The organism is Brevibacillus reuszeri (genome assembly GCF_002897295.1).
Classification (GTDB): Bacteria; Bacillota; Bacilli; order Brevibacillales; family Brevibacillaceae; genus Brevibacillus; species Brevibacillus reuszeri_A.
Window position 1 is genome coordinate 1 of record NZ_BEXF01000008.1, and the last position, 21,937, is coordinate 21,937.

The 21,937-nt window shown below is 47.3% G+C and carries 23 protein-coding genes; 20 read left to right on the forward strand and 3 right to left on the reverse strand.

What is annotated here, in order from left to right; translation table 11 throughout:
• Positions 1-641: 641 nt before the first annotated feature.
• The 15 genes from C3B52_RS14175 (at position 642) to C3B52_RS14240 (ending at position 13,350) form a co-directional block, all read left to right on the forward strand.
• Positions 642-1,625 (forward strand): ubiquinol oxidase subunit II, encoded by a 984-nt coding sequence (locus C3B52_RS14175; protein WP_103106779.1) that lies wholly within the window; start codon positions 642-644, stop codon positions 1,623-1,625.
• Positions 1,626-1,645: 20 nt separating this feature from the next.
• Entirely contained in the window at positions 1,646-3,616 is a 1,971-nt protein-coding gene (locus C3B52_RS14180) for a cbb3-type cytochrome c oxidase subunit I (RefSeq protein ID WP_049737206.1), read from the forward strand.
• Positions 3,617-3,624: 8 nt separating this feature from the next.
• Positions 3,625-4,236 carry a cytochrome o ubiquinol oxidase subunit III gene (cyoC, locus tag C3B52_RS14185; protein WP_103107234.1) on the forward strand — a complete coding sequence of 204 codons (612 nt, stop codon included), beginning with the start codon at positions 3,625-3,627 and terminating at the stop codon, positions 4,234-4,236.
• Position 4,237: 1 nt separating this feature from the next.
• Positions 4,238-4,555 (forward strand): cytochrome o ubiquinol oxidase subunit IV, encoded by a 318-nt coding sequence (gene cyoD, locus C3B52_RS14190; protein WP_103106781.1) that lies wholly within the window; start codon positions 4,238-4,240, stop codon positions 4,553-4,555.
• 124 nt (positions 4,556-4,679) lie between these two features.
• Entirely contained in the window at positions 4,680-5,204 is a 525-nt protein-coding gene (locus C3B52_RS14195) for a GNAT family N-acetyltransferase (protein WP_103106783.1), read from the forward strand.
• A 378-nt stretch (positions 5,205-5,582) separates the two neighbouring features.
• Positions 5,583-6,404, forward strand: coding sequence for a transporter substrate-binding domain-containing protein (locus tag C3B52_RS14200; protein WP_103106785.1), 822 nt, complete (start codon positions 5,583-5,585; stop codon positions 6,402-6,404).
• 50 nt (positions 6,405-6,454) lie between these two features.
• The gene (locus C3B52_RS14205; RefSeq protein ID WP_103106787.1) at positions 6,455-7,108 is read left to right on the forward strand and encodes an amino acid ABC transporter permease; all 654 of its coding nucleotides are present in this window, start codon (positions 6,455-6,457) and stop codon (positions 7,106-7,108) included.
• 37 nt (positions 7,109-7,145) lie between these two features.
• Complete coding sequence (locus C3B52_RS14210) at positions 7,146-7,874, forward strand: amino acid ABC transporter ATP-binding protein (RefSeq protein ID WP_123058856.1); 729 nt, start codon at positions 7,146-7,148, stop codon at positions 7,872-7,874.
• 46 nt (positions 7,875-7,920) lie between these two features.
• Entirely contained in the window at positions 7,921-8,091 is a 171-nt protein-coding gene (locus C3B52_RS36445) for a hypothetical protein (protein WP_164684782.1), read from the forward strand.
• Positions 8,088-9,707, forward strand: a complete 1,620-nt coding sequence (locus C3B52_RS14215) for an amidohydrolase (RefSeq protein WP_103106789.1) — start codon at positions 8,088-8,090, stop codon at positions 9,705-9,707. The genes C3B52_RS36445 and C3B52_RS14215 overlap by 4 nt, the downstream gene beginning before the upstream one ends.
• Before the next feature lie 154 nt (positions 9,708-9,861).
• Positions 9,862-10,431 carry an FAD-dependent oxidoreductase gene (locus C3B52_RS14220; RefSeq protein WP_103106791.1) on the forward strand — a complete coding sequence of 190 codons (570 nt, stop codon included), beginning with the start codon at positions 9,862-9,864 and terminating at the stop codon, positions 10,429-10,431.
• A gap of 172 nt (positions 10,432-10,603) precedes the next feature.
• Positions 10,604-12,127 (forward strand): MDR family MFS transporter, encoded by a 1,524-nt coding sequence (locus tag C3B52_RS14225; protein WP_103106793.1) that lies wholly within the window; start codon positions 10,604-10,606, stop codon positions 12,125-12,127.
• Between the two features lie 13 nt (positions 12,128-12,140).
• Positions 12,141-12,668 carry a PadR family transcriptional regulator gene (locus tag C3B52_RS14230; protein ID WP_103106795.1) on the forward strand — a complete coding sequence of 176 codons (528 nt, stop codon included), beginning with the start codon at positions 12,141-12,143 and terminating at the stop codon, positions 12,666-12,668.
• 93 nt (positions 12,669-12,761) lie between these two features.
• A complete protein-coding gene (locus C3B52_RS14235; protein ID WP_103106796.1) occupies positions 12,762-13,052 on the forward strand; it encodes a DUF3817 domain-containing protein in 291 nt (96 codons plus the stop codon).
• Between the two features lie 94 nt (positions 13,053-13,146).
• Positions 13,147-13,350, forward strand: a complete 204-nt coding sequence (locus C3B52_RS14240; RefSeq protein ID WP_235615713.1) for a hypothetical protein — start codon at positions 13,147-13,149, stop codon at positions 13,348-13,350.
• Positions 13,351-13,477: 127 nt separating this feature from the next.
• Here the strand turns inward: C3B52_RS14240 and C3B52_RS14245 are convergent, their stop codons facing one another.
• Both C3B52_RS14245 and C3B52_RS14250 read right to left on the reverse strand, forming a co-directional pair.
• On the reverse strand, positions 13,478-14,698 hold the full coding sequence (locus tag C3B52_RS14245; protein ID WP_103106798.1) for an MFS transporter: 1,221 nt from the start codon (positions 14,696-14,698) through the stop codon (positions 13,478-13,480).
• On the reverse strand, positions 14,668-15,843 hold the full coding sequence (locus tag C3B52_RS14250; RefSeq protein WP_235615714.1) for a serine hydrolase domain-containing protein: 1,176 nt from the start codon (positions 15,841-15,843) through the stop codon (positions 14,668-14,670). The genes C3B52_RS14245 and C3B52_RS14250 overlap by 31 nt, the downstream gene beginning before the upstream one ends.
• Positions 15,844-16,009: 166 nt before the next feature.
• Here C3B52_RS14250 and C3B52_RS14255 point away from each other — a divergent pair, with 166 nt between their 5' ends.
• The 3 genes from C3B52_RS14255 (at position 16,010) to C3B52_RS14265 (ending at position 18,321) form a co-directional block, all read left to right on the forward strand.
• Positions 16,010-16,456: an Lrp/AsnC family transcriptional regulator gene (locus C3B52_RS14255; protein WP_103106802.1), complete on the forward strand. Its 447-nt coding sequence runs from the start codon at positions 16,010-16,012 to the stop codon at positions 16,454-16,456.
• Positions 16,457-16,498: 42 nt separating this feature from the next.
• Positions 16,499-17,704 (forward strand): chromate transporter, encoded by a 1,206-nt coding sequence (locus C3B52_RS14260; RefSeq protein WP_103106804.1) that lies wholly within the window; start codon positions 16,499-16,501, stop codon positions 17,702-17,704.
• Positions 17,705-17,805: 101 nt separating this feature from the next.
• Positions 17,806-18,321, forward strand: coding sequence for a DUF2179 domain-containing protein (locus C3B52_RS14265; RefSeq protein ID WP_049737218.1), 516 nt, complete (start codon positions 17,806-17,808; stop codon positions 18,319-18,321).
• 56 nt (positions 18,322-18,377) lie between these two features.
• Here the strand turns inward: C3B52_RS14265 and C3B52_RS14270 are convergent, their stop codons facing one another.
• Positions 18,378-19,478 carry a CdaR family transcriptional regulator gene (locus C3B52_RS14270; protein WP_103106806.1) on the reverse strand — a complete coding sequence of 367 codons (1,101 nt, stop codon included), beginning with the start codon at positions 19,476-19,478 and terminating at the stop codon, positions 18,378-18,380.
• Positions 19,479-19,641: 163 nt separating this feature from the next.
• On the opposite strand from C3B52_RS14270, the gene C3B52_RS14275 reads away from it, so the two are divergent.
• Together C3B52_RS14275 and C3B52_RS14280 are read left to right on the forward strand one after the other, a co-directional pair.
• A complete protein-coding gene (locus tag C3B52_RS14275; protein ID WP_103106808.1) occupies positions 19,642-20,784 on the forward strand; it encodes a glycerate kinase in 1,143 nt (380 codons plus the stop codon).
• A gap of 24 nt (positions 20,785-20,808) precedes the next feature.
• Positions 20,809-21,915 (forward strand): 2-keto-3-deoxygluconate permease, encoded by a 1,107-nt coding sequence (locus C3B52_RS14280; RefSeq protein WP_103106810.1) that lies wholly within the window; start codon positions 20,809-20,811, stop codon positions 21,913-21,915.
• The last annotated feature ends 22 nt before the right edge of the window (positions 21,916-21,937 follow it).

Sequence of the window (21,937 nt, forward strand, 5' to 3'; positions counted from 1 at the left end):
AGGATTTGTTCAATAGCCGTAATTTTTACCGGACCGGAAATCTTTGCTCTGTGAGACATAAAAATGCTCCTCCTTGCAGGTAGACAGTTTTATTATTTCAACTGTCTACCCGAAGGGGAGCATATCATTGTGTACGCGAATGAGAGGTTTTTTGTTGTGCAGATATTGCTTTCAGGCTTCCTGTGTGTCGAGAAGAATGAAAGCGTTCTAATTATATATAGAAGAAACAGGTACCCCTCGGAGGAAAGAGCCTTTCAAAGGACGTTTTCTTCGGGGTTTTTGTGTTGCAGAAAAGTCCTTCACAGTAGTTGGAATGTGCTTTTTCCCGAGATGACGTAGGCCATGTTTTTTATCCATAGTGAAAGCGCTTCCTGAATTTTTGGAATTGGGCATGTCGGCCAATTATGGATGGCGATATGTAATAGAGGAGATTCGTAACAATATTATGATCAACTCGTGACTGCCATGTGAACACTTTGTCACAGAAATACTACGAAATATTGAACGTGCAAAAAAACAAGTACAAAAGAGGCCACTCTCTGATAGTATGTAGATGCGATTAGGAGACGTGTTCACCTATATTGAAAAAACGTAAAAAGAGTTACATGCTTTCTGCTTGTGAAAGAGGAGGGATTAGGAGAATGAGTGGAGGAAAAATGCTGAGGCAAATCCAGTTTTGGATCTTGGCAGCGCTAGCAACCGTCCTGCTTTCGGGATGTGGTAGTGAATATCTTGTCTTGAATCCGAAAGGACCGGTAGCCGAGACACAGTACAATCTCATCATTATTTCTACGATTTTGTGCGCGGTCATCATCATTCCGGTTCTTGCGCTTACTGCCTTTATCGTATATCGCTATAGGGATACGCCTGGCAATAAAGCACCGTACAAGCCGGAATGGGCTCATAACACGGCGCTTGAAGTAATTTGGTGGGGAATCCCGGTGGTTATCATTGCGATCCTGGGTTACTTTACCGTTCGAGATGTTTATGTCTTAAAAGAATCTCCTAATAAAGAAGTTGCACCAATGACCATTCAAGTTACGGCATTGGATTGGAAATGGATGTTTACTTATCCGGATCAAAACATCGCGACAGTTAACTACCTAGAGATTCCTGCTGGAGTACCGATTCACTTCCAAGTGTCTGCAGAAGCTCCGATGAACTCTTTCTGGGTACCAGAGCTGGGTGGTCAAATTTACGCGATGGCGGGAATGGCTACAGAGCTGTACTTGCAAGCAGATGAACCAGGTGAGTTCCAAGGCTTTAGCTCTAACTTCTCTGGAAAAGACTTTGCTCATATGCAGTTCAAGGTGGTTGCCAAACCACAAGACGAGTTCAATAAATGGGTGGATGAAGTAAAAGGTACGACTCCAGCCATGTCTAAAGAAGACTACAATGAATTGAAAAAGCCTGGATTGACTGAGAAGAAGCTGTACTCCGCTTTCCCAGAAGGCTTGTTTGAAGAAATTCTTGCTCGATACAGCCATGGTCATGATATGGATCATGTGATGAAAAAAGAACCTGCCGAGACAGGTGCGAAGTCTACGGATAGTTCACAAGCTACACATCAAATGTCTGATATGAGCAGTATGCCGGGTATGGATCACTCCGGTATGAAGCATTAGAGAGGGAGGAGGAATACCAAGTGTGGGAGAACATTAAGGAATTTGCATCCACGTTCTTTGTAACGGGTGACCCGCTAATTTACGGTGCGGACGTTTCGATTGCCCTTACCATGATAGCAATCGTGTTTGTACTGACCAAGTATAAAAAATGGGGTTGGCTGTGGCGCGAATGGCTGACTACGGTTGACCATAAACGTATCGGTATCATGTACTTGATCGCATCACTCTTGATGCTATTCCGCGGTGGGGTCGACGCCCTGCTGATGCGTTTACAGCTGGCATTCCCGAATATGGAGTTTTTACATTCGGAGCACTACAATGCGATTTTTACGACTCACGGTACGATCATGATTTTGTTCATGGCGATGCCGATGATGTTCGGTTTGTTCAACATGGTAGTTCCGCTTCAATTAGGTGCGCGTGACGTAGCGTATCCATTCCTGAACGCACTTAGCTTCTGGCTGTTCATGCTCGGTGCGATGCTGTTCAACCTTTCGTTCGTAATCGGTGGTTCACCAGAAGCTGGTTGGCTGTCTTATCCACCGTTGTCACAAAATGATTTCAGTCCGGGACCAGGACAAAACTTCTGGATCTGGGGTATTCAAATTTCCGGTATCGGTAGCTTGGCTACGGGGATTAACTTCATCGTAACCATCCTGAAAATGCGTGCTCCTGGCATGAAATTGTCCCAAATGCCATTGTTCAGCTGGTCTGTATTGTCTTCCAGCATCATGATCATCTTTGCTTTCCCGATCTTGACGGTAACAATCGCACTGTTGTTCCTTGACCGTTTTGCAGGCGCCCACTTCTTTACAATGGACGGCGGCGGAAATCCGATGATGTATTTGAACCTCATCTGGATGTGGGGTCACCCTGAGGTATATATCGTAGTTGTACCAGCATTTGGTATCTTCTCTGAGGTTGTAGCAACCTTTTCTCGTAAAAAGATTTTCGGTTACAAATCCATGGTTTGGGCTTTGATGGCGATTGCCGTTGCGTCCTTCTTTACATGGGCTCACCACTTCTTCACCATGGGTACTAGTGCAAGTGTTATTGCGTTCTTTGCGATATCGACGATGGTCATTGCGATTCCGACCGGTGTTAAGGTATTTAACTGGCTGTTTACGATGTTCCGTGGTCGGATATCCTTTAAACAACCAATGCTGTGGACCATCGCTTTTATCCCTTGTTTCCTCGTAGGTGGAGCAACGGGTGTTATGCTGGCGGTAGCACCGGCAGACTATCAATACCACAATAGCTACTTCCTGATTGCCCACTTCCACCAAGTATTGATCGGTGGGGTAGTGTTCGGTTACCTGGCAGGTATTTACTACTGGTGGCCAAAACTGTTCGGCTTCAAGCTCGATGAGAAATTGGGCAAATGGGGCTTCTGGTTCTGGAATATCGGTTTCTATGTATGCTTCATGCCACAATACGCACTCGGCTTCATGGGTATGACTCGCCGTTACTATACGTACGGCTGGGATCGCGGTTGGGCAGATATGAACCTGGTTTCTACCGTCGGTGCTTTCATGATGGGGATCGGTTTCATTTTCCAAGTATGGCAAATCGCTTACAGCATCAAGCATGGGGAGCGCGATAAAACAGGTGACCCATGGAATGGACGTACACTGGAATGGTCGATTCCATCGCCGGCTCCGTTCTATAACTTCGCTGTCGTGCCAACCGTGAAAGACTCTGACGACTGGTGGGCAACGAAACAAGCGAAAGCAAATGGTACGTATAAAGAAGAGCCTGTGCATCTGGAGCCAATCCACATGCCGAAAAACTCGGGCATACCGTTTATCATGTCTCTGTTCTGGTTCATGGTTGGATTTGGTTTCACGTTCGGATGGGTTTGGATTGCAGTAATTGGATTCATTGGAGTGTTTGCGTGCATGTGGGTACGTTCCTTCCAATATGATACGGATTATTATGTACCGGTGGATGAAGTGCGACGCACCGAGGCTTCACTGGGGAGGGTATTGTAATGCAACAGATGGCTAAGCATCACGACCATGGTCACGGACACGATCATGATCATGGTCATGAAGAGCACGAACAACTAAAGGTTCTAGGTTTTTGGATCTTCGTTGTTACCGACTGCATTTTGTTCGGTTCGCTGTTTGCCACCTATGCGGTAATGATGCATAGCTACGCTGGTGGGCCGACTGGTAAAGAATTGTTTGAACTCCCAGGGATCATTGCTTCCACCTTTATCTTGCTGACAAGTAGCTTTACCAGTGGTTTGGCTGTCCTGGCAATGAACAAAGGCAAAGTAAAAGAAATGATCGCTTGGCTGGCTGTAACGGCTGTACTGGGTCTGTCCTTCGTAGTGCTGGAGATTAACGAGTTTACGCATTTGGTGCATGAAGGAGCAACCATGGCAACTAGTGGTTTCTGGTCTGCTTTCTTCACGCTGGTTGGTACGCACGGATTGCACGTATCCGTTGGTCTGTTCTGGATGGTAGCATTGATGATTCAGCTGAAACGTCGCGGAATCACACCTGTTACTCGCCGTAAAGTGACTAACCTGAGCTTGTACTGGCACTTCCTGGACGTTGTGTGGATTTTCCTCTTCACAGTCGTCTATCTGATGGGGGTGATGTAAGATGACGCAACATGAAAATCATGGGGATCATCACAATCATGGATCGCTGAAATCGTACGTGATTGGTTTCATCCTGTCGATTGTGCTCACCATTATTCCACTGGTGCTAGTCATGAATCAGATGATGAGTAAAACAGCTACGCTGATTACCATCATGGTGATGGCCGTCTTGCAATTCGTGATTCAGCTGTTCTTCTTCATGCATATCCGCGAGGGAGAAAAGCCGCGTTACAACGTACAGACATTGATCCTGGGGCTTGTGATTGTTTTGACAATCGTGCTTGGTTCTATTTGGATCATGACCTTTAACAAATACTAAAAGAAGTTCAAAACCTCTTGGGGCATATCCCGAGAGGTTTTTTGCTGTTCTTGCTTGTTGGCGCTTCGATCGCATGGTAAGATGTACGGAATTTACAAAAGAACATGCAAAAGGGAGTGAGAGTATGGAGAAGCAGCTTCAATTGGTGAAGCCATCACAAGAATACTACGACGAATATGTTTCTTTTTACGAGGAATGGAAAAATAGCAAGGAGCCAATCGTGCCCTGGGTGGTGGACAAAGAGCCTTACGATTTTGCAGCCTATCTACATTTTTTGGAGAGCGAAGTGGACGAAAACATTCTTCCAGCAGATTTTGTGCCTCATACGACGTACTGGCTGAGACGAGAGGATGGACGGATCGTGGGAGCGGTCAACATCCGCCATCGGTTAAATGACCGCTTGCTTCGTGTAGGAGGGCACATCGGTTACGGGATCAGACCATCAGAGAGACAAAAAGGCTATGCCACTGCGATTCTGGCCAAGTCCCTAGAAATAACGAAAGAGCTGGGATTGGAAAAGGTATTGGTGGTTTGTGACAGCTGGAATACGGCATCAGAAAAAACGATTCTGAAAAATGGCGGTGTGCTGGAATCCGATTATACCGAGGAAGATGGCAACGTAGTCAGAAGATATTGGATAGAACTATAGGCAAAAGAGAGGGGGCTTTATTACCCTCTCTTTATTTGTTTTGATTATAGGAGGTGATTAATAATATAAATATTCTTTATATTCAGAATAATGTTCTTGCCTATTTATTACGCTGGAAATAAAATATCTAGTAAATATGTGCGCTTTTTAAAATTGTTTTTTATCCTGCATCATTTTCTCACCCACAAAGCTGTGAAATCCTGCCCCCGCAACTACGATCTGCTTCCGCGCAACAAACTTCTATATAACCCAGCAATCGTTGGCTTATATAAATCAGTACCACCCTAGTTAAGGAGGGCTCGCTTTTTTATTGTTATCACGTTTTTTTATGCATAAGCGACAAAACAGATCGTTGAAAATCGACTAGGGGGTAAAAAGATGAAGAAATGGACGTTTATGTGGTTGGCGCTGCTGCTGGTGATCGTGACGGGATGTTCTCAGGAGGCAGGGACGGGAGTGAGTGGTCCGTCCACGATCCAAAAGGTAGTGGATAAGAAAAAGCTTGTGATCGGTACTTCAAGCGGTTATTTTCCGTTTGAAATGAAGGACAAGGAAGGGAAGTTCGTCGGATATGACATGGATTTGGGAAAAGCAATTGCGGATGCCCTGAAGGTAGAAGTTGAATTCAAGGATTACAGCGATTTTGGCGGTCTGATTCCCGCTCTGCAAACTGGTGATATCGACATGGTCATCTCCGGTATGACGATTCGAGGGGATCGAGCGCTCGCCGTCAGCTTTTCCGATCCATACTATTCATCGGGACAAGTCCTCATGGTTCCGAAAAAAGATAGTACGACACAAAGCTGGAAGGAACTGGACCAGCCTGGTAAAAAAATCGCTGTAGGACAGGGCTCCACGGGTGCCCTACTGGCCAAGCAGCTGTTCAAGAACGCGACAATCATGGATTTCGATGGCTTTACCAACGCTGCGCTGGCAGTGAAGCAGGCACAAGCAGACGCTCTTGTCTTTGATGAGCCGGGAGTTCGCGTTTTTGAAGTTATGAATGCCGACTCGGTTCGAGGTGTATACGAGGTGTTGTCCACTGAGAATCTGGGAATCGCATTGCCTTTGAATGATCAGGCCACGATTCAATGGGTGAATTCCTTCCTTGCTTCGTATCGGAACGGGCTGGACGATCAGATTTCGATCAATAAATGGTTCAAATCAAGCGAGTGGATCAATCAGGTGCAGCAGCAGTAAAAATACGCCAAAGTATTACAGGTGAGCGTATGAAAGGAAGGGGGTAGAACATGGGTAGCGCCTGGAATGTGATTCCTCAAAATATGCATTTATTATGGGATGGTTTATTGTTGACGCTGCAGCTGTCCGCATGCGCACTGCTCGTGAGTATCCCTGTAGGAATTTTGCTCGGATTATGCAGAATTTCCGGTAATCGGGTAGTTTCTTTTCTGGCAGTCAGCTACGTAGAGTTTATTCGCGGAGTTCCCTTGCTCGTCTTGCTGTTCTGGATCTATTTTGTACTCGGCAAGTATTTGAAAATGGGTCCCTTTTTGGCGGGGGTCTTCGGCTTGGGCTTGTTTTCGGCAGCCTTCATAGCTGAGATCGTACGGGCAGGAATTCAAGCTGTACCACGGGGGCAGATGGAGGCTGCTCGTTCCTCCGGGATGACGTACGTGCAGGCGATGCGTTTTATCATCCTGCCGCAAGCGATGCGCAAAGTATTGCCGCCTATGGCTTCCCAGTTTATTACTCTCATCAAGGACTCCTCGCTGGTATCCGTCATCTCTGTGGTCGATCTGACGCTGGTCGCCAAAAACCTGGTGTCTACGACGTTTCGCTCGCTGGAGGTATGGACGTTTGTAGCAATTATGTATTTCTGCATCACCTTTTTCCTGTCTCAAATCATCAGTGCGCTGGAGAGGCGATATCGGGTATCTGAATAAAGGATGCGCATGATCTACGGTACAAGGAGGCCCGGCAGTGATCCAAATCAAACAAGTAAACAAAAGCTACGGAAGTGTCAATGTCCTGCAAGATATCAACATGGAAATACCTGAGTCCAATGTATATGCCCTGATCGGACCAAGCGGAGCGGGAAAAAGCACGCTAATTCGCAGCATGAACGCACTGGAGTCAATCGAGACAGGTGAAATCATTGTCGATGGGACGTCCGTACACGATCGACGGACGAATATTAACAAATTGCGGTCAGATATCGGTTTTGTCTTCCAATCGTTTAATCTGTATCCACATCTGACTGCGGTAGAAAATGTAGCGATAGCCCCTGTTCAGGTGAAAAAGGTGCCAAAGGAAGAAGCAACGGAAAAAGCAAAAAAACTGCTGACATCACTTGGGCTGGGAGAGAAATACGACTCGTTCCCAGGTCAGCTTTCTGGTGGACAGCAGCAGCGGGTAGCTATCGCGCGGGCACTCGCCATGGACCCGAAAGTCATGCTGTTCGATGAACCGACCTCTGCCCTAGACCCGGAGATGATCAAGGAAGTGTTGGATGCGATTAGGGGCCTTGCTTCTAGTGGAATGACGATGGTGGTCGTCACACATGAAATGGGGTTTGCCCGGGAAATTTGTGATCAGATCGTATTCATGGCAGCTGGCAGGATTGTGGAGGTCGCCCCGCCGGAACAATTTTTTACCGATCCAAAATCTGATCGGGCGAAAGACTTTTTATCAAAAGTACTGAATCATTAGCCGTTTCCCAAAGTAATCACGAGCTGCTTGTTTGGAGGGCGTGTAGATGAAAGTGGACTTGATCATTATGGAAAACCGCAAGCTGATAACAGTGGATGAAAAAGAAGCAATCGGGCAAGCACGAGGGGCTGCTAATCAAATTAGTCGTCGTTCTCAGGCAGATATTGCGGCTCTAGGAAGTGACGTTTACAGGATGATGGAGGAGGGATATCTATGACGTCGATTTTTACCAACGGCAGGTTTTATACATTTGATCAGTCGCAGCCGACGGTTGAGGCTGTCGTAGTGAAGGATGGCAAGATTGTGGATTTGGGGAGCCATCGGGATATGCTACTGCAGTGGGGAAGACCAGAGGCATCTGTGAGAGATTTGGATGGAAAAACGGTGACGCCGGGTCTTATAGACAGCCACCTTCATTTATCCTCAATCGCAACCAAAATGATGGCAATGGATCTGGGGAGCATTACCTCCAAGGATGGCTTGCTTCAATCGGTGAAGGAAAGAGCGAATAAAACACTAGCAACGGAATGGATACAGGGAAGAGGCTGGGATGAAAATCGTTTCATCGCAGGTGGATTGCCGACGATTGAGGAGCTGGATGCTGTGTCGCCGCATTGTCCTGTCCTTTTGACACGCGTTTGTGGCCATGTCGTCTTGGTAAACAGCAAAGCATTGGAGATTGCAGGCTATTCTGCAGATATGGACATTCCAGCAGGGGGTACCGTTGTACTTGATCCGCTTACGCAAAAGCCGACTGGCCTACTACTCGAAACGGCAGCCAATATTGTCCAGAGGCATATTCCCGACCTCACCTATGAGCAGCTCAAGCAAGCGCTGAAAAAGGCGATTGGGCAAGCGATGCAGTGTGGACTTACTAGCGTGCATACGGAGGATTTGCGTGGTCTCGGCGGATTGGATCAGACCTGGAGACTGTATGACGAGCTGTTAAACGAAGAAAAGCTGGGGCTTCGTTGTAACCTGTTAATCTATTACCCGCATGTGAAACAGCTGGTTGAGCGCGGGATGTACGCTGGCTATGGAAATGAGAAGCTGCAGATCGGTGCAGTGAAAATATTTGCGGACGGCAGCTTTGGCGGTCGTACGGCATATCTTTCCACGCCTTATACGGATGATCCGGGGAATGTGGGAAGCGAGATCCATGACGATGAGACCTTGTACCAGCTGTTTAAGGAAGCGCGCGATGCCAAAATGCCGATCGCGGTTCATACGATTGGGGATCAGGCATTGGAAAATGTGCTCAACACATTGGGCAAATTCCCGACTGTAGCGTATCGGGACCGGATGATTCATACCTCCCTGCTTCGCCCGGATTTGCTGGAGCGATTGAAAAGTCCAAGCATCGTCGCGGATATTCAGCCCCGCTTTGTCGTTGGAGACTTCCCATGGGTTGCGGAGCGGATCGGAGAAGAGAGGGCCAAGCAAGCTTATATATGGAAAAGCATGCTGGATGCAGGCATCATGTGCGCTGGCGGCTCGGATGCTCCCGTAGAACCTTTGGAGCCGCTTTTGGGTATTCACGCAGCGGTTTCACGTCGCGCCCCACAAGATACACATGAGGGATACTACCCGAGCGAAAATTTGACGATTGAGGAAGCAGTGCGCATTTTTACATACGGTGGCGCTCTGGCAACGAATGAGGAAGCGGTCAAAGGAACGCTCAGCAGAGGAAAGTATGCCGATATGACCGTGTATTCGAAAAATCTGTTCGAGATCGAACACGACGAGCTATTATCTACGAATATCGAGATGACGATTATTAATGGAGAAGTTTGTTACGAGCGCGGTGGCAATAAAAACTTGTGTGAAATCTAGGCTGCTTGACATACTAAATGAAGCCCGCTTTTCCTCTACCATGGAGGGAAGCGGGCCTTTCAAATGTTTACTCGATATGTTTTAGGACTTTTTCTTTTTAGAAACTAAGTATATAATTATGTTGTGAAACACATTTTGGAAAGGGGAGTTACCTATGTTCGATATCGTGATTATTGGAGCAGGTCCAGCAGGGGGAAGTGCAGCATTGTTTGCAGCGAAGTCGGGGAAAAAGACATTGCTGATTGATAATGACAAAAGCATGACGAAACGCGCTTGGTTAGAAAATCATTACGGCATCCTGGAAGTGACAGGACCGGACTTGATTGAAACAGGTAAGAAGCAAGCGGCAAAATTCGGTGCGGAGCTGGTCACCGATCAAGTCAACAATATTACGAAATCCGAACAAGGCTTCGTTGTAGAAACAGCAGAAAAAGGCTCCTTTGAAGCAAAGCATGTTATTTTGGCTACCGGTGCGGTAGTGACACTGGCTGAAGCGATTGGCGTCAATACCAAAGAGGGTACAGAGCCGCGCATCAAAACGGTAGTGGATGTTGATGGGCAAGGAAAAACAAACGTGGATGGAATCTGGGCAGCTGGTACGTGCGCGGGTGTAAGCGTACATACGATCATTACAGCTGGCGATGGAGCCAAAGTAGCGATCAATGTCATCAGTGAGCTGAACGGCGAGCGCTATGTAGACCACGATGTACTGAAAACGAACTAAGCAAGCTAGAGATAGAAGCCATCTTCTTTGTGAGCCTCGTGTTCAGCCAAAGAAGATGGTTTTTTAATGTAGCGAAGGTATTTTACGAGGAAGTAAATTTTTTACAGACTTTTGGTCAAATTTGAATATAATATTTAGAGTAATCATCACGGGAACGATAGGAGGAACTTGCTTGATTGCGAAAGAAAGCAAAGTGAATTTTGTCCTGGCGGGGCTATTACTGGGTCTGCTAATGGCATCAATGGACAATACAATCGTAGCAACTGCGATGGGAACCATTGTAGGCGAAATGGGCGGGATGGATAAATTCGTCTGGGTTACCTCGGCTTATATGGTTGCTACGATGGCGGGAATGCCGATCTTCGGAAAGCTCTCAGATATGTACGGCAGAAAACGATTTTACGTGTTTGGACTAGTTGTGTTTTTAATTGGCTCCATTCTCTGCGGTACTGCAAACAGCATCGTAGAATTAAGTATTTATCGCGCGATTCAAGGGATCGGTGGCGGTGCCTTGATGCCGATTGCGTTTACCATCATCTTTGACGTATTCCCGCCTGAAAAAAGGGGAAAGATGACTGGTTTATTCGGGGCTGTATTTGGTACATCCAGTGTATTTGGACCGTTGCTTGGTGCGTACATAACAGAGTATGTGGGCTGGCATTGGATTTTTTACATCAATGTGCCGATCGGCGCTCTGTCTCTCTGGTTCATTTCCGTTTATTACCGTGAGTCACTGGAGCACCGCAAGCAAAGCATCGACTGGTGGGGAGCAGTTACACTCGTCGGCGCTGTTGTCAGCTTGATGTTCGCGCTTGAGCTGGGTGGCAATCAATTTGCCTGGAATTCGGTTCAAATCATTGGACTGTTTGTGTCCTTTGCTGTGCTGTTCGTTATTTTTCTGATCGTGGAGACCAAAGTACCAGAGCCGATCATCTCGTTTACAATGTTTAAAAGACGTCTGTTTGCTGCTTCTAATGCGGTAGCGCTATTGTACGGCTCTGCTTTTATTATTACGACCGTCTATTTACCGATTTTTATCCAAGGTGTATTCGGAGGCTCGGCTACGAATTCTGGATTGCTGTTGACACCGATGATGCTGGGCTCTGTTGTTGGTAGCCAGCTGGGTGGATTTTTGACGACAAAAACGAGCTTTCGCAACATTATGCTGACCTCGTCCGTCTTTTTCGTACCAGGCATTTTCCTGCTCAGTACATTATCACCTGAGATTTCCCGAGGCATGGTCACTTTTTACATGATTATTACCGGTTTTGGTGTGGGCTTTTCGTTCTCTGTACTCGGGATGGCAGCCATTCACGGCTTTGACATGCGGCAACGCGGTTCGGCCAGCTCGACGGGGTCCTTTTTCCGTTCGCTTGGGATGACATTGGGGATTACAGTCTTTGGGATTTTGCAGCGTAACCAGTTTGAACATGGGATGTCATCTGCTTTTGCGGGACAAGACACAGGGATTGGAGCGATTACTGACCCGCGTGCGATTCTCACACCAGAGACACGTGCAGCGATTCCTGCTCCTGTTCTGGATAAAATTACGGATATCCTCGCCTCGTCAATTGCTCATACGTTTTTGTGGGCGCTGGTTCCGGCAATACTTGCGGTCGTATGTATTGTGCTGATGGGCAAGGAGCGTGTACTGATTCCTTCAAAAGAAAACAGGCCGAACCCCGAGCATCACTAGAGGAGAAGCGGCTATGAGTATAAAACTGCTCATTCTTGGTCTTTTGATGGAGGGCGAAAAGCATCCTTATGAAGTCCAGCAGGTGGTCAAGCAGCGTGGGATGGACTGCTATATCAAATACGCCAAAGGCTCCTTGTACTATGCCTTCGACCAATTGGCGAAAGCAAATCTGATCGAGGTCGCAAACATTATCCGGGAGTCCAATCGCCCGGATAAAACGACCTATCGCATCACAGATAAAGGAAGAGACAAGTTTCAGCAGCTGTTGCTGTCGGAGATGCGTCGCCCGATTCAGCTGCACAATCCGATCTATGCGGCCCTGACTTTTGCTGCATACGGCGATCCAGAAAAAATGGCAGAGGCATCTGCAGAAAATATTCGAGAGGTTCAGCGGGTGGCGGGGCTGCTCGAATCTATTTTGGAGCAGTCAAAGGACGCATTGGACTTTGGAGCGAGGGCAATTTTGATCGGGGCGATCGAGCATCTGCGTGCAGAAGAGCGGTGGATTGAGCGTGTACGCCAAGAGGGGTTTGGCATTTGATTTTGAAATAATTATGAACATTGGACAATTGTTATCATTTCGATAGTTTTTCGTTTATAATGATGGTAATTACTTTCAAGGATGGTACCCCTCATGATGAATACCCCGCTTGGACGTTTTCGCGTAATTGGCATTCTGGAAGGAATCTCGTATTTGGTTTTGCTCGGGATCGCTATGCCACTCAAGTATTTTCTCGATGTACCAGCCGCAGTGAAAATTGTTGGTGCCCTTCATGGGCTGCTATTTGTACTCTACATTTTGGCCCTAGCCCATGTAACGCTGAAAAACAGATGGTCAATCATTCGGGTGATCGGTGCTTTTATTGCATCCCTTCTTCCTTTTGGAAACTTTGTATTGGATGCGAGATTGAAAAAAGAGCAATAGCAAGCTGTTTGGACTGTAAAGGCGGGTAAAAAGGTACCCGTCTTTGCTTCATATGTAAATATAAATCATGAGCGATGAGATGAGGAGGATTCGTGTGGAGACCAGAATATTGGCAGGTAATCTAATATGGGACAAGGAAGGACAAATCCTTCTCGAAACCGTGACGGAGAATCGATATGTATTGGTTCTCCCACAAATTATTACGTTAACTGAAACAGAGGAAAAGGTAGCGAGCGATGAACTAACAGAGCAGCATAGCGGGCTGAACGTGATTGCACGCTGCTTTGTTTATGAATAATAGAAAGCCGGGGGAGCCGCGGCTTGATTTGGTTTATATGGATTGATAATTCAGAAAACTTGATTTAAAAGACCAGTTCATCTTATTTTGTAGGATGAACTGGTTTTTGTCCTGAAGAAATAGTGATTTATCCTCGTACAATCATGACTGTCTTTTCCCGATACTCCCTACGAACAAGATGAATGCGCAGTCCGATGCAAATAAGCGCTGCAACCAGATAGCAAAAGCCACTCCACAGGGTACCGTGTATGCCAAACATGGATAGGAACCAACCACCTGTCCCCGAACCGATCGTCACGCCTAGATTGATAAATGAAATGTAGAGCGCAGTTGCAAATTCAGGAGCTTCGGGAGCTTCATCTGTTAGCCAAATTTGGGTCACGATCAGGCCGCTTGTATGAGCTGCTCCCCAATAAATCATGATCACGACGATCAGGAGCATGGCGGAGATGTCCCACATGAGCAGAAAATAAGCAATGCCGAGAGCAAGCGGATGAAGGAATGTTGTTTTGAGCTTGTTTCTGCTAATCAGATTCCCCGCCAGCAGATTGCCTGCAACCCCACCAATTCCGAAGATGACGAGCAAGATACTGATTAGTTCACCACCAAGGCCAAATGCTTGGCTCAGGTATTCAGCAGAATAGCTGTAGACCGAGAACATGGCAGCAAAAATGAACGTTGAAGCTCCGATATTAATCCAGAGAGGCACCTTGCGCAAAATGCCCAGCTGCTTGCGGAAAGACATTGGCTCTGCCTGTTCCTTTTCAGGCAGCATGAGTGCAATCCCCAAACCTGCAATTCCGTTTACAATGGCGCAAAACAGGAACGCAGCTTCCATGGAAAATTGAACCGCAATGTACGCTGTGATCGGGACGCCCAGCACCATTCCCATACTGGTGCCTACGAACGCTTTTGCGGCTACTTGGGTTGCCTTGTTTTCTGGATACAGAGATTTGGCAGCGACAAAAGCCAATGAAAAATAGACTGGGTGAAACATCGCTGGAATGATCCGCAGGGCTAAAAGAACAGAAAAGCTTGGCGCATAGGCTGACAGTAAACTGCTTGCAGTGAAAATAAATAGAGAGATCATCAAAATCTTTTTGCGATTATATTTGGACAGAAGCAGTACCATAAAGGGGCCGAGTACCGCGATGACCAGTGCGAATATGCCGACCAGCGTGCCTGCCATCGATGCTGTGACCTGATAATGTTCCATAATTACCGGGAGAATGCCAACTACACCAAATTCGATCGTGTATACGCCAAATAAACCAAGTGCGATGAAAAATAACGGATTTTTGAAGGAACGTGGCACTGTTACTTGATCCCCTTGTAAATCGCATCGCATAGCTCTACTGTAAATAAACCGGCCATCCCCTCATACGCCGTATTGGTAAAAGCAACGACACTGAGCTTGCGAGCCGGGTCGACGAACCAGGAGTGACCATATGCTCCTCCTAATCGCCAGGTGCCAGAAGATTCTGGCGTTTGGGCTGCTTCGGCGTCGTGAAGGACGGTAAAGCCAAGTCCAAAGCCGCGTCCAGGCCAATTTGCCAATGGCAGCTCTCCTGTTTGGATCGTTCCCATTTCTCGGACCAGATCAGCAGGTAAAAGAGGGGCGCCACCACCACGAAGTACCTCCAACAGGTGGAGGAAATCGCCTGCTGTACCAATCATCCCAGAGCCGCCAGAAGCAAAGGCATCTGCATCAAAAGCACGGGCTGGCTCAAAACGGATTCCGGCTGTGCCTTCAAAGACAGGAACAATATCGATTTCGCGCATACGGCGAGGATGAGGCTCGTCATTCACATAGGGAGTGACCAGTCTGTGCTTGTCACGAACGAGAAAAGAGGTATCAGTCATATTCAATGGACGTGTAACCAGGTCGTGGACCGCATCGGAGAGTGATGCATTCGTTACACGGCTAATCAGTGCTCCGAGCACATCTGTCGCCAAAGAATAGCCCCAGTTCGTGCCTGGATCATAGAGCAGCGGGACGGAAGCGAGACGACGCAGATTTTCTTCCAACGTAACACCAGAACGATCCATCCCATCCGACACACCTGCCAGGTGATAAGGACCATGATGGTCTGCCTCCAAAAAACCGTAGCTGAGTCCAGCCGTGTGTGTGAGCAACTGGCGCAATGTGATTTGGGCTGCTTCACCACTACGTAAATGAGGGCGGAATTCAGGCAGCCATTGTTGGATATCGTCATCAAGCCCGATTCGTCCTTGGGCAATCAGGACTAGTGCAGCGACTGAGACGATTGGCTTGGACACAGAAGCCAGGCGAAATAAGGCATCCTCGGTCATCGGTTTGCTTGTCTCCCGATCAGCGAGTCCAGCAGCTCGACTATAGACTACATCACCATCTACAGCTACTTTAACGACTGTGCCTACTAATCGGTGGCCCGCAAGTGTGCGCTGGATCACATCATCAATCAATAAACCAAGCTGAGTATATTGTCTGTGGGATGAATGAGAAGCTGACAAAGGAATCATCCTTTCTTTATCGTAAATTAATTGCTTTATTTACGTAAGTATATTGTATAAATTTAGTTAATCCATTTACATAAGGGAATAAAGGTATTATGGTATTCTTACAAAGAAAATCCATTAATTTTCCCACAATGGCTTTGAAATCATAGGAGGGGTTATGGTGGATCAAGTGGATAAGCAAATACTGCTACAGCTGCAGGAGCATGGACGAATTTCCATGACTGAGCTGGGCAAGGCAGTCGGTTTATCGCAGCCTGCTGTAACAGAGCGCGTACGACGGTTGGAAGAAAAAGGGGTTATTCAAGAGTATAGGGCCGTGCTCTCTCAGGAGAAAATCGGTAAGCAAGCGGCAGCATACATGCTTGTCCGCACAAAGGAATGCACCGCTTTTTTAGAGTTTTGCCGCAATAGTCCAGAGGTCATCGAATGTCATAGGATAAGTGGGGAACATAATTATTTACTCAAAGTAGTGACGGATTCGCTGCAGGAGCTGGAGAGATTCGGGAACAGCTGTGATTTGTATGGAAATTATACGATTCTGATTGTTTTGTCCTCTCCGATTGATTACAAGAGCTTCGTACCCTCTATAGAAGAGAGAGTGTTGTAGGATGAGGTAGCGGAAAGCAGACGGAGGGAGAGTAATCAGCCAATGAAGACAAAACGGGCACAACCAAATACAGAATCCAGCAAGCTAAAAAGGCTCTTTGAATTATTTCTCGTTTCTATGAAGCTCGGAGCAACTTCATTTGGCGGACCTATCGCTCATCTCGGTTTTTTTCACGAAGAATATATCAAGCGTAGAAAATGGTTGGATGAGAAAAGCTATGCTGAGCTTGTAGCTGTTTGCCAAATCCTTCCCGGTCCTGCGAGCAGTCAGGTTGGGATCGGCATCGGAATCCTACGTGGCGGTTTGCTTGGGGGCATTGCGGCTTGGCTCGGTTTTACGCTGCCATCTGTTCTTGTCCTCGTGTTATTCGCTATGTTTATGCAGGAATCAACTATTGCACAGGCAGGATGGATTCACGGACTAAAAATCGTAGCCGTTGCGATTGTTGCTCATGCCGTCATCGAAATGGGCAAAAAGCTTGCGCCTGATAAAAAGCGGGCAACGATCGCTGTATTGGCTGCTACAGCTGCGTTATTGTGGCAAACGGCATTTAGTCAGATCATGATCATTGTCCTAGCGGGATTGCTCGGTTGGTCCTTTTATCGGGGAGAACAGGCTTCGATCGTCCCCGCCATTCGCGTACCAATAAAACGATCCGTTGCTGTGCTTTGTTTGACGTTATTTATTTGCCTGCTTTTGGCACTGCCCGTTTTGAAAGGAGTGCTTTCCCTTCCTTGGCTCGCGATGTTTGACAGCTTTTACAGGGCAGGCTCGCTTGTTTTTGGGGGAGGTCATGTGGTTCTCCCACTGTTAGAAAGGGAAGTATTGCCGGCAGGATGGCTAACAAAAGAACAGTTTCTTGCCGGATACGGAGCAACCCAAGCGGTACCAGGTCCGTTGTTTACCTTTGCTGCTTTCTTGGGCGCTGTAATGAATGGATGGGCAGGGGCAGCAGTTGCGACGATTGCCATTTTTTTGCCTGCCTTTTTATTGGTTGCAGGGACGTTGCCATTCTGGGGAGCCCTTCGCCAAAAACGTGGCATACAGGCCGCTTTGGCAGGTGTGAATGCGGCTGTTGTGGGAATATTGTTAGCTGCGCTTTATGACCCGATCTGGGTTAGCTCGATTCTGACTCCTGCCGATTTTGTGCTTGCCGCGATTCTCTTTACGCTACTTGCATTTTGGAAAACCCCCCCTTGGGTAATTGTGCTGATTGGGGCTTTAGGTGGTATTTTCATAAATAGCTAAATACCCTAGTTTTTCATCTGGCTTTTGCCATATGGATCGCTTATATTGTAGTCACGTGACAAAATGACAAAGTGCCCAGTTTGGGTGGGGGTAGGAGAGCAATGGGCTTTGAGTTTGTTTTGATCATCATCGGGATTAACATTTTGTATGTATCCTTTTTTACATTACGATTGTTAATGGTGATCAAAGGTTATCGCGTGATGGCATCCATTTTGGCTATGGTAGAAGTTTTTGTTTATTTGAAGGGATTGGCAATTGTTCTGGATAACCTGGACAATTGGGTGAATCTTGCCGCGTACTGCATCGGCTGGGGAATGGGGGTATTCATCGGCAGTAAGATCGAGGAGTACTTGGCCTTGGGCTATGTGACGCTGCAGGTGGTTGTAGACTCTGTTGATCTGGAAGTTCCCGTAAAGCTGCGTGAGCATGGCTTTGGCGTAACCTCCTGGGTTGCGGAAGGCCGCGATGGACACCGCTTGATGATGCAGGTACTGACCAAACGGACGAATGAAAAAAAACTGTGGAAGCTCATTAATGAGATAGCGCCCAAGGCATTTGTTATCTCCTTTGAGGCAAAGCAACTAAAAGGCGGATTCTGGGTTAACCGCCTCCGTTAATAAAAGTAGATAACAGCCAGCTCTCCTTTTTGTAAGGGAAAGCTGGCTGTTTTTTGTTACTCCTCCGTGCTTGTCCGATTTTGATGAATCCAAACGGCGATCTGGAGGGAGACGGCGTCCTTGAATAGCTGCGGGTCATAGCCAGTCAGCTCCTTGATTTTTGCTAATCGATAGAGGAGTGTATTTCGATGGATGAACAACGATTTGGCTGTATCGGTAATGCTAAGATTGTTTGCGAAAAAGGCTTCTGCGGTTTCGATAAATTTGGGAGTGAGGTGGGCAAAAAGGCGTTGTACAAATTTTTGCTTCACATCCGGGTCCATTCGGTCAATGAGTGCGAGCGTTTCAATATCCGCGTAAGCAGTCACCCTTTGTTTTCTGTCTCCGAGCAGCAGGGCTAATTTAGCCTCATCCCGAGATCTCCAAATATTTCGCTGTTCTGTGACGGGTGCGCCCAAGCCGATATGAAATTGGATGCCCACGTGCTGGAGAAATGCGCCTACCATCTCTAGCTTTCGCTTGAGCACTTGCTCGGTGGTAGCAGAGGTAAGAATGAACAATCGATTTACTTTGAAAAAGCCTACCAGTATGTGCTGGGCATCGAGCAGCTCTTCAATTTTTTGAATCAGCTCCTGATTTGAGAGAGGATTATCTTTGAGTTGAATCAGGGACACTTGAAAGGGAGATTTTAATTTTACATTCAATAGATTTAATCTTTGCTCCACAGCGTCATCGTTTGGTTCCGATTTTACCAGCTCTTCGAAAATTAATTCCTTCATTCGCTGCTTCCATTCGATCTGGGATGCGAGAAAAGACTGGTTGATCATCATTTCCGTAATCATTTTGACCAGCTCGCCGAATTCGAGGATTTCCTCTGGACGGCCAGTAATGCCGATGACGCCAATGATCTGGTCCTGAAATTGAATGGGCAAATTTATGCCTGGGCGTGCACCCTTGTACTGCTCCTGATTGTCTTTGGTAATCAGCAGCGGCATTTTTGTTCGAATCACATCCGAGGCGCCCTCATGAATTTGGTTCACACGCGCTGGATCGCCGGATGCGATAATAGTGCCAGTGTGGTCCATGATATTGATATTGCGGTTTAAGCGGTTCATGGTTTCGCGGACGATTTCCTGTGCGATTTTCTCTGTCAGCATGGAACCATGCCTCTTTTCTAGGTTTTTATTTATAATATACAAAAAAATCAGCCGATTGTAGCTGTATTTTTGTATGCCGTGAACGATGAATTTCAATTGTCACCAGCCTATAATGATGAAAAGATAAAAATGTAAGCGCTTTACAAAGGAGTGATTGTAGAGAGTGAAGATAGTCATCGCGCCCGACTCATTCAAAGGAAGTTTGTCCGCACCCGAAGCAGCTAGTGCAATAGAGTTAGGGATAAAAAAGGTGATGCCGGACGCGCAAACAGTTTTGGTACCGGTAGCGGATGGTGGAGAAGGTACAATGGAGAGCCTGATTGCCTCCACTAAGGGACGGAGAGTAGAGGTCGACGTGACGGGGCCGATGCATGTGCCAGTAAGAGCCGCTTACGGCATTTTAGGAGACCAGGTGACGTGTGTGATTGAAATGGCCAGTGCTTCGGGTTTGATTCTGGTCAAACCGGAGGAGAGAAACCCCTTGATCAGCACTACGTACGGCACCGGTGAATTAATCAAGCGGGCGCTGGATGATGGCTGCCGACGGTTTATCGTAGGTCTCGGCGGAAGTGCTACGAATGACGGTGGAATCGGTATGCTGCAGGCTCTCGGGATGAAGCTGCTTGATGCGGATGGCAAGTCGGTCGGCTTTGGCGGCGGGGAGCTTCATCGCATTCAGCAAATTGATGATCAGCATTTTGATCCAAGAATCTCTGCGTCCACCTTTTTGATTGCATCCGATGTACAGAATCCTTTGATTGGACCAAATGGAGCCTCACACGTCTTTGGTCCGCAAAAAGGAGCGACTGCGGAAATCGTGGAAGAATTGGATCGCTCGCTAGGCAAGTGGGCCGATCTGGTGCAGGCGAAAACAGGGATCTCGCTTCACGATTTGCCAGGCGCAGGTGCAGCAGGTGGGATCGGCGGAGCTTTTCAAGCCTTTTTTCCATCCACGATGAAGCGTGGCATCGATATCGTCATCGAGTACACAGGGCTGGGAGAAAAAATGCAGGATGCTGCCATTGTATTCACTGGAGAAGGACAGATTGATTTTCAAACTGCTTCTGGAAAAACGCCGATGGGCGTAGCCCAAGAAGCACAAAAAAGAGGTATTCCCGTGTTCGTTCTGGCAGGATCGGTCGGTAAAGGGACAGATACGCTGTACGAATTCGGAATCCATAGCATCACAAGTATCATGAGTGGGCCAATGACTCTGCAGGAGGCTATGAACAGAGCTTCTGAGCTCTTGACACAAACGGCTGAGCAGGTGCTGAGAACGTATCTCGCGGGCTTTCGTTCCAAATAAAAAAAGAAACAGGGGGGTTGCTGCATGCAAATAAAGAAGGCGATTGAAAAAGTGCCCGGTGGGTTAATGGTGGTTCCGTTGTTATTTGGAGCCTTGTTAAACACGGTTGACCAAATGCACATTCCGGTTGTGATGGACGCGTTACAGGCGATTGGCGTCGCTCCAACCAAGGATGGACATTACGAGCTATTGCGGATTGGCGGATTTGCCGAGGCTCTCTTTAAAAACAGTGCGATTGCTCTCATTGCCTTGTTCCTTTTCTGTTGTGGAAGCCAAATGAATCTGCGTGTCGGTGGTAAAGCTTTGAAAAAAGGAGCCCTGCTGACGGCCTCCAAATACTTCACGGGTGTCGGTGTCGGTTTCTTGTGGGGATACCTTTCCGGAGATATGATGAACGGATTCCTCGGGTTATCAGCGCTTGCGATTATCGCCGCGATGACCAATGGAAATGGCGGTATGTACGCGGCTCTCACCTCGCAGTACGGCAACCGTTCGGATGTTGGGGCAGTTGCGGTTCTCTCATTGAATGACGGTCCCTTCTTTACCTTGATGGCACTCGGAATGCTTGGCGCCAATTTCCCTGTAATCGCATTTATCGCTGTATTATTGCCGATTGGTATTGGAATGCTGCTCGGTAACCTCGATCAAGACATTCGTGAGTTCCTGAAGCCAGGTGAATTTTTGCCAGTACCGTTCTTCGCATTTGCACTTGGTGCCGGAATGGATTTTGCTACCTTCCTTAAAATGGAGGTTCTTCTTGCAGGACTTGCCCTTGGTCTCATGACTACGATTTTGACAGGCTTTACTGGTATAATTGTATTCAAAATCTTCCGAGAAAAGAGCCAGATTGCTCCTATTTCGGAAGCATCTACAGCTGGTAACGCCGTAGGAACACCAGCAGCGATTGCAGCGGCAGCCGCGGTAGCTTCGGGCTCGGGGATGATGTCCGCCGCAGATGCCCAAGCTTATCAGGATCTCGTACAGATCGCTACGGCCCAAATTTCGATTTCTACGCTGACAACGGCAATTCTTTGCCCGATCGCTGTCATCATCGTAGATAACTGGCAGAAAAAGAGAGGAATTGACGGAAAACAGGAGGATCATACAGCAGGAAAACCAATCAATGTGTAGCCTGTAAATCGTTTGGAAAAGG

Bases quoted from the DNA above. Each gene is read 5' to 3' on its own strand.
- C3B52_RS14175 (WP_103106779.1), top strand. From the start codon at position 642: ATGAGTGGAGGAAAAATGCTGAGGCAAATCCAGTTTTGGATCTTGGCA.
- cyoC (WP_103107234.1), top strand. From the start codon at position 3,625: ATGGCTAAGCATCACGACCATGGTCACGGACACGATCATGATCATGGT.
- cyoD (WP_103106781.1), top strand. From the start codon at position 4,238: ATGACGCAACATGAAAATCATGGGGATCATCACAATCATGGATCGCTG.
- C3B52_RS14195 (WP_103106783.1), top strand. From the start codon at position 4,680: ATGGAGAAGCAGCTTCAATTGGTGAAGCCATCACAAGAATACTACGAC.
- C3B52_RS14200 (WP_103106785.1), top strand. From the start codon at position 5,583: ATGAAGAAATGGACGTTTATGTGGTTGGCGCTGCTGCTGGTGATCGTG.
- C3B52_RS14205 (WP_103106787.1), top strand. From the start codon at position 6,455: ATGGGTAGCGCCTGGAATGTGATTCCTCAAAATATGCATTTATTATGG.
- C3B52_RS36445 (WP_164684782.1), top strand. From the start codon at position 7,921: ATGAAAGTGGACTTGATCATTATGGAAAACCGCAAGCTGATAACAGTG.
- C3B52_RS14215 (WP_103106789.1), top strand. From the start codon at position 8,088: ATGACGTCGATTTTTACCAACGGCAGGTTTTATACATTTGATCAGTCG.
- C3B52_RS14220 (WP_103106791.1), top strand. From the start codon at position 9,862: ATGTTCGATATCGTGATTATTGGAGCAGGTCCAGCAGGGGGAAGTGCA.
- C3B52_RS14230 (WP_103106795.1), top strand. From the start codon at position 12,141: ATGAGTATAAAACTGCTCATTCTTGGTCTTTTGATGGAGGGCGAAAAG.
- C3B52_RS14235 (WP_103106796.1), top strand. From the start codon at position 12,762: ATGATGAATACCCCGCTTGGACGTTTTCGCGTAATTGGCATTCTGGAA.
- C3B52_RS14245 (WP_103106798.1), bottom strand. From the start codon at position 14,698: ATGCGATGCGATTTACAAGGGGATCAAGTAACAGTGCCACGTTCCTTC.
- C3B52_RS14260 (WP_103106804.1), top strand. From the start codon at position 16,499: ATGAAGACAAAACGGGCACAACCAAATACAGAATCCAGCAAGCTAAAA.
- C3B52_RS14265 (WP_049737218.1), top strand. From the start codon at position 17,806: ATGGGCTTTGAGTTTGTTTTGATCATCATCGGGATTAACATTTTGTAT.
- C3B52_RS14270 (WP_103106806.1), bottom strand. From the start codon at position 19,478: ATGCTGACAGAGAAAATCGCACAGGAAATCGTCCGCGAAACCATGAAC.
- C3B52_RS14280 (WP_103106810.1), top strand. From the start codon at position 20,809: ATGCAAATAAAGAAGGCGATTGAAAAAGTGCCCGGTGGGTTAATGGTG.